The 6,192-nt window shown below is 65.9% G+C and carries 10 protein-coding genes; 3 read left to right on the forward strand and 7 right to left on the reverse strand.

The features are described from left to right. From GPA27_RS27540 to GPA27_RS27550, 3 genes are all read left to right on the forward strand, one after another. The coding region (locus tag GPA27_RS27540; RefSeq protein ID WP_272501153.1) for a flagellar basal body rod C-terminal domain-containing protein at nt 1-335 on the forward strand (335 nt) is incomplete at its 5' end. Between the two features lie 13 nt (nt 336-348). After that, the gene (gene flgL, locus GPA27_RS27545; RefSeq protein ID WP_169143608.1) at nt 349-1,293 is read left to right on the forward strand and encodes a flagellar hook-associated protein FlgL; all 945 of its coding nucleotides are present in this window, start codon (nt 349-351) and stop codon (nt 1,291-1,293) included. Between the two features lie 19 nt (nt 1,294-1,312). Next, complete coding sequence (locus GPA27_RS27550; protein WP_169143609.1) at nt 1,313-1,762, forward strand: hypothetical protein; 450 nt, start codon at nt 1,313-1,315, stop codon at nt 1,760-1,762. A gap of 6 nt (nt 1,763-1,768) precedes the next feature. Here the strand turns inward: GPA27_RS27550 and fliR are convergent, their stop codons facing one another. The 7 genes from fliR to GPA27_RS27585 all read right to left on the reverse strand — a co-directional run. After that, entirely contained in the window at nt 1,769-2,548 is a 780-nt protein-coding gene (fliR, locus tag GPA27_RS27555; RefSeq protein ID WP_076604306.1) for a flagellar biosynthetic protein FliR, read from the reverse strand. A gap of 8 nt (nt 2,549-2,556) precedes the next feature. After that, complete coding sequence (gene fliQ, locus GPA27_RS27560; protein WP_076604307.1) at nt 2,557-2,826, reverse strand: flagellar biosynthesis protein FliQ; 270 nt, start codon at nt 2,824-2,826, stop codon at nt 2,557-2,559. 16 nt (nt 2,827-2,842) lie between these two features. Continuing rightward, nucleotides 2,843-3,601: a flagellar type III secretion system pore protein FliP gene (gene fliP / locus GPA27_RS27565; RefSeq protein ID WP_169143610.1), complete on the reverse strand. Its 759-nt coding sequence runs from the start codon at nt 3,599-3,601 to the stop codon at nt 2,843-2,845. Further along, nucleotides 3,591-4,049, reverse strand: a complete 459-nt coding sequence (gene fliO, locus GPA27_RS27570; protein WP_256223141.1) for a flagellar biosynthetic protein FliO — start codon at nt 4,047-4,049, stop codon at nt 3,591-3,593. The genes fliP and fliO overlap by 11 nt, the downstream gene beginning before the upstream one ends. 161 nt (nt 4,050-4,210) lie before the next feature. Beyond that, entirely contained in the window at nt 4,211-4,684 is a 474-nt protein-coding gene (fliN, locus tag GPA27_RS27575; RefSeq protein WP_169143611.1) for a flagellar motor switch protein FliN, read from the reverse strand. After that, complete coding sequence (gene fliM / locus GPA27_RS27580; RefSeq protein ID WP_169143612.1) at nt 4,677-5,681, reverse strand: flagellar motor switch protein FliM; 1,005 nt, start codon at nt 5,679-5,681, stop codon at nt 4,677-4,679. The genes fliN and fliM overlap by 8 nt, the downstream gene beginning before the upstream one ends. Nucleotides 5,682-5,690: 9 nt before the next feature. After that, the coding region (locus tag GPA27_RS27585; RefSeq protein ID WP_169143613.1) for a flagellar basal body-associated FliL family protein at nt 5,691-6,192 on the reverse strand (502 nt) is incomplete at its 5' end.

The raw sequence follows: 6,192 nt of genomic DNA on the forward strand, positions 1-6,192 counted from the left end.
CCGTGGGGGCGGGCGGGAGCAACAACGAGAATGCGCTGAGACTCGCCGCGCTGCAGACGGATAAGGTCATGAACGGCGACACGGCGACTTTCCAGTCGGCCTACGCGCAATTGGTCAGCTTCGTCGGCAACAAGACCCGCGAGGTGCAGATCGGCGAGCGCAGCCAGGAATCGCAGCTGCAGCAGGCAATCGACGCGCAGCAGGCCCTTTCGGGGGTGAATCTCGACGAAGAGGCGGCGAACCTGATCCGCTTCCAGCAGTCCTACCAGGCAGCGGCGCGGGTCATGTCCGTGGCGGGAACGCTGTTCGACGAAATCCTGTCGATTTCGCGTTGAGCGGGGTGAAATCATGAGAATCTCGACCAGCATGATCTTCGACGCGGGCCGCAACTCGATGATGCGGCAGAGCGCGGATCTCCTGCATACGCAGCAGCAACTCTCCTCCGGGCGGCGCATCCTGAGCCCGTCGGACGACCCCATCGGTGCATCGCGCGCGCTCGAAGTGACGCAATCGAAGAGCGTCAACACGCAGTTCCAGACCAACCAGGGCTATGCGAAGGATGCGCTGGCATCGCTCGAAAGCAATCTTGGCAGCATCACGGACGTCCTGACCTACATCCGCACGCGCGCGGTGGAGGCGGGCAACGGTGTCCTCAGTCCAAGCGAACATCAGGCGATCGCGACCGACCTCGAGGCACAGTTCAACGCCCTGCTGGGCATCGCCAACGGCAAGGATGCTACCGGGGATTTCCAGTTCGCCGGCTACCAGTCGGCGCAGCCGGCCTTTTCCGGTGGTGCGGCGCTTCCCTCGGCCGGGCCCGGTCCGGTGATCTACGACGGCGATGGCGGCGAGCGCAGCATGCAGGTCGGTTCCACCCGCGTCATGCCGGTGGCCGAGCCCGGCAGCAAGGTGTTCATGGCCGATCCGGCGACGGGCGAGTCGCAGGTGTTCGGCGCCATTTCGCAGTTCATCACCGAACTGCGCAAGGATCCGGCCGATCCGACGCGCGACATCGCCGCCGCGGTGTCCCAGGCGATCGGCGACATGGACGTGGCGCTGGAGAACGTCAGCACGATACGGGCTTCGGTCGGCTCGCGCATGGTGGAACTCGACGCGCTCGGTGAACTGGCTGCGGTCCAGGACCAGCAGTACGCCGAGACGCTGTCGCGGCTGCAGGATCTGGACTACAACGAGGCCATCTCGCGCTTCACCCAGCAGCAGACGATCCTGGAGGCGGCACAGCAGTCCTACGTGCGCGTGACGGGCCTGTCGCTCTTCAACCTGCTCAGCTGAGGTCCCGAACGTGTTCCGCGTGCCTTCCCGCCTCGCCCTGTGCCTGATCGTGCCGGCCTTCGCAGGGTGCGCGCTGCTGCAGGATCACGGCACGAAGGTGGCCGCGGGCGTGGGCGCCGTGATCACGGCTTCGGAACTGGACTTGTTCGAGCCCGAGTTCATCGGCGGATCGTTGATCGCCTATGCGATCTACGATCCGCTGGCGCCGACCTGGGACATCTCGGTGACCCGGCTCGATGAGGAGCGCGTGCGCTTCGATCTGCGCATGAAGAGGCTGGTCACGGGCGGCGAAGGCGAGGCGCGCCAGGTCTTCGTCCGCAATGCGCGGGAAATTGCTGAATCCAAAGGCCTTGCCGGTTACGATGTGGTGCGTTTCGAGGAAGGCATCGACTCCACCCGCCCGTTCGCGCGCCGCATCGCGAGCGGCGAAGTGCGCTATCTGCGTTCGCGCACCTTCCCCGGCATCTGAACCCGCCTATACGAAGGCGCGCAGCAGCCGGTCTATCCCGTCGAAGCCGGATTCGAAGATGCGCTGCAGCACCGGCGCGAAGCTTCCCATGCTCAGCAGCAGCACCACGAAGCCCACCGAAAGCGTCACCGGAAAGCCCACGGCGAAGAGGTTGAGCTGCGGTGCCGCGCGCGTGAGCACGCCGAGTGCGGTGTTGGTGATGAGCAGCGCCGCGACCATGGGCAGGGCCAGCAGCAGGCCCGACGCGAACATCACGGCGGCGTAGGACGCGACCAGCAGCCACCCCTCGCCCTTGGGCAGTTTGCCGACCGGGAGCCATTCGAAGCTCGCGACGACGACGTTCACGAGCATCAGGTGGCCGTTCATGGCAACGAACACGAGCAGCGTGAGCAGGCCGAGGAACTCGGCGATCACCGACGTCTGGCCGCCGGTCTGCGGGCTGAAGAACACCGCGAAGGACAGGCCCATCTGCAGGCCGATCATCTCGCCCGCGACGTCCACCGCGGCGAACATCAGCCGCATCATGAAGCCCATGGCGATGCCGATGAAGGCCTGCTGGGCGAGCAGGGCCAGCGCCAGCATGGAATCGGCCGGCACCTCGGGCATGGGCGGCAGGGCGGGGAGCACGGCCATCGCCATCGCCAGGCCGACGGCCAGGCGGATGCGCACCGGCACCATGCGGTTGCTGAACAGCGGGGCGGCGCTCACCAGCCCGAGCAGACGCGCGAGCGGGAACATCAATGCCGCGAGCCAGGCGTCGAGCTGGGCGGAAGTGACGCTCAGCATCGGCGGCGCTATCCGATCATCGTCGGAATGGACTCGAGCAGGCGCCGCGTGAAGTCGGTGATCAGGGCGATCATCCAGTGGCCGGCGACGACCATCGTGACGAACACCGCGATGAGCTTGGGCACGAAGGTCAGCGTCATCTCGTTGATCTGCGTCGCGGCCTGGAAGACGCTGACGATCAGGCCGGTGATCAGCGCGGCGAGGAACATCGGTGCGGCCAGCATCAGGGTCATCTCGACGGCCTGGCGGCCGATATCGACGACGGTACCCGGGGTCATGGCGAAATCTCCTGTCTTATACCGCGAAGCTGCCGACCAGCGACCCGATGAGCAGGGTCCAGCCATCGACCAGCACGAACAGCATGATCTTGAACGGCAGCGAAACGATCACTGGCGACATCATCATCATGCCCATGGACATCAGCACCGACGCGACCACCATGTCGATGATGAGGAAGGGGATGAACACGAGGAAGCCGATCTGGAAGGCGGTCTTCAGCTCCGACGTGACGAAGGCCGGCACGACGACGCGCATCGGCAGGTCCTCGGCCTTTTCGACCGGCGCCGTCTTCGACAACTTGGCGAACAGCGCGATATCCGGTTCGCGCACCTGCTTGAGCATGAAGGCCTTGACGGGCACCGTGGCGCGCTCGAGGGCCTGGTCGAACTGGATCTCGTTGCGCGACATCGGCAGGTAGGCGTCGGTGTATACCTTGTCGGCGATCGGCGACATGATGAAAAAGGTGAGGAACAGCGCCAGGCCGAGCAACACCTGGTTCGGTGGCGAAGTCTGCGTGCCCATCGCCGTGCGCAGCAGCGCGAAGACGATGATGATGCGCGTGAAGCTCGTCATCATCAGCACCACCGAGGGCAGGAAGCTCAGCGAGGTGAGCAGCAGCAGGGTCTGCACGCTCAGGCTGTAGGTCGTGCCGCCGCCCGGCGCCGGTGCGCCGGTGACGGCCGGCAGGCCTTGGGCGCCGGCTGCGATCGGCAGGAGCAGCAGGGCGAGCGGAGCGAGTGCGCGGATCAGCGCGGAAGGGGCGTCATTTCGCATCGTTGCGACGCTCCATCGAACGCTTCAGCCAGCCCTGGAAGTCCCCGAACGGGCCGGAGATCGGGGGCGCACCCGGCGATGTGTTCTGCAGCGTGTCCGCGGGCAGCGTGTGCAGCGTGCGGACGTTGGTCGGCGTGACCCCCAGCACCAGCACCTGTCCGCCGACTTCGACGAGCACCACGCGCTCGCGCGGGCCGACGGGCACGGCGCCGAGCACGCGCAGTCCGGCCGCGGCCCCGTGCGGAGCCGAGAGCTTCTTGATCAGCCACAGGCAGCCCAGCAGCAGGCCGAGGACCACCGCGAGGCCCAGCAGCATCTGGCCGAGGCCGTCGGTGATGCCGGGGGCAGCCGGGACTGCTGCGTCCGCGGCGAAGAGCGGCGTGGGCGCGCCGGCCAGGATGAGCGGCGCGAGGCGGACGGGCGCGGGAAGTTTCGGAAATTGCGTCACGGTGGATCTGCGCATCTTGGGATGGGAGAAGCTTACCCGTGCGCATGTCTTGCCGAGGGGGCAATAAGACGGGCAAAAAGGGGACAATTCGGCGCTTTGCCGCGCGCTCGATGCGCGGGCGCGCCGCCACGCAGGCCGCCCTTGCGGCGGCCCCGCGGCGTTCAGCCGCGGATCTTCCGCATGCGCTCGGCGGGCGTGATGATGTCGGTCAGGCGGATGCCGAACTTGTCATTGACGACCACGACTTCGCCCTGGGCGATCAGCGTGCCGTTCACGAGCACGTCCATCGGTTCGCCCGCCAGGCCGTCGAGCTCGACCACCGAGCCGTGCGCGAGCTGCAGCAAATTGCGGATCGAGATCTTGGTGCGGCCCAGTTCGACGGTCAGCTGGACGGGGATGTCCAGGATCATGTCGAAGTCGTTGAGCCCGCCGGTGCGCGGCGAGGACGCGCCGAAGTCCGGGAAGAGGTGGCTGGCGGGTTTCGCCTGGTAGGGCGACTCCGCTGCGGCGGCGGCAAGGTCTGCGGCAACGCGACGCGCCTCCGCGTCCGGGCTGCTTTCGGCCGCGGACTGTTCCATCATTGCCGCTGCCCAGTCGTCTTCGGTGACCTGGTTTTCGAGATCGTTGTCAGCCATTTCGGCCTCCGAGTGTTGTGGCGTCGTCGTCGTTGGCGAGGAAGCGTTCGACCTTGATCGCGTAGTTCGTGCCCTGCCTGCCGTAGCTCACTTCCAGAACCGGGCTGCCGTCGACTTCGGCCTCGAGCACCTTGGGCACGTCGATCGGTATCACGTCGCCGACGCGCATATTGACGATGTCGCGCAGGGTGACTTCGGCGCTGCCCAGATTGCACACCAGTTCGACATCGGCGTTCTGCAACTGGCGCGAGAGCAGGCTGATCCAGCGGTTGTCCTGGCTCAGGTGATCGCTTTGCATCGTCGAATAGAGCAGGTCGCGGATCGGCTCGACCATCGAGTACGGGAAGCAGATGTGCATGTCCGCCTGCGAGCCGCCGAATTCGAGCGAGAAGCTTGCCGAGATGACGATTTCCGACGGCGTGGCGATGTTCGCGAACTGCGAGTTCATCTCCGAGCGGACGTACTCCATCTCGATCTTGAACACCGGTGCCCACGCCCGCGTGTATTCGGCGAATACGACGTTGAGCATGCCCTGGATGATGCGCTGCTCCGTAGGAGTGAAGTCGCGCCCCTCGACCCGCGAGTGGAAGCGGCCGTCGCCGCCGAACATGTTGTCGACGACGATGAACACGAGGTTCGGGTCGAAGACGATCAGCCCGGTGCCGCGCAGGGGCTTGGCCAGGATGAGATTCAGGTTCGTCGGCACCACCAGGTTGCGGACGAACTCGCCGTATTTCTGCACCTTCACCGGTCCGACCGACACCTCCGCGTTCCGGTGCATGTAGTTGAACAGCCCGATGCGCAGGTACCGGGCAAAGCGCTCGTTGATGAGCTCCATCGTGGGCATGCGCCCACGGACGATGCGTTCCTGGGTGGCCAGGTTGTACGGGCGAACGCCCGCCTGGTCCCCGAGCTCCTCTTCCTGTTCCTCGGGCTCCCCGGCGACGCCCTTCAGCAGTGCGTCGACTTCATCCTGGGAGAGAAAATCGGAAGACATGACGTCCTCTTACTGGATGATGAACGAGTTGAACAGCACCGCCTGGATCGGTCCGGCGGGGGGTACGCTCTTCCCGTCGCCCGCCTTTGCGGCCGGCGCGCCGAGCACGCCATTGGTGCGGAGGACGATCTCGCCCGCCAGCGCCTCGCGTCCTTCCATCGTAGACAGTTCGGAAGGCAGTTTGCTCGACAACAGCAGATTGATCTGGTGGCGGATCTCGGGCATGAAGGCCCTCAGGTTCTCTCCCGTTTTCGCATCGGCGACCCGAAGGGCCATGACGACCTGGAGGTAGCGCTCGCCTTCCGCCGGCGCAAGGTTCACGACGAAGGGATCCATCGGCACGAAGGTCGGCGGCTTGTTCAGATCGACGGCCGCGACCGCGGGTGCTTCGTCGGCGTCGGCGTCGGCCGACTGGCTCTTCTTCAACAGCAGCAGGCCCACCACCACGGCCGCGAGCAGCGCCACCACGACGACGGCACCGATCAGCAGGATCAGGAGCTTCTTGCTCCGT

The organism is Aromatoleum toluolicum (genome assembly GCF_012911005.2).
GTDB lineage: Bacteria > Pseudomonadota > Gammaproteobacteria > Burkholderiales > Rhodocyclaceae > Aromatoleum > Aromatoleum toluolicum.

What these genes read in the sequence shown, in the direction of transcription:
- flgL (WP_169143608.1), top strand. Translation starts at nt 349, where the DNA reads ATGAGAATCTCGACCAGCATGATCTTCGACGCGGGCCGCAACTCGATG.
- fliR (WP_076604306.1), bottom strand. Translation starts at nt 2,548, where the DNA reads ATGCTGAGCGTCACTTCCGCCCAGCTCGACGCCTGGCTCGCGGCATTG.
- fliQ (WP_076604307.1), bottom strand. Translation starts at nt 2,826, where the DNA reads ATGACCCCGGGTACCGTCGTCGATATCGGCCGCCAGGCCGTCGAGATG.
- fliP (WP_169143610.1), bottom strand. Translation starts at nt 3,601, where the DNA reads ATGCGAAATGACGCCCCTTCCGCGCTGATCCGCGCACTCGCTCCGCTC.
- fliN (WP_169143611.1), bottom strand. Translation starts at nt 4,684, where the DNA reads ATGGCTGACAACGATCTCGAAAACCAGGTCACCGAAGACGACTGGGCA.
- fliM (WP_169143612.1), bottom strand. Translation starts at nt 5,681, where the DNA reads ATGTCTTCCGATTTTCTCTCCCAGGATGAAGTCGACGCACTGCTGAAG.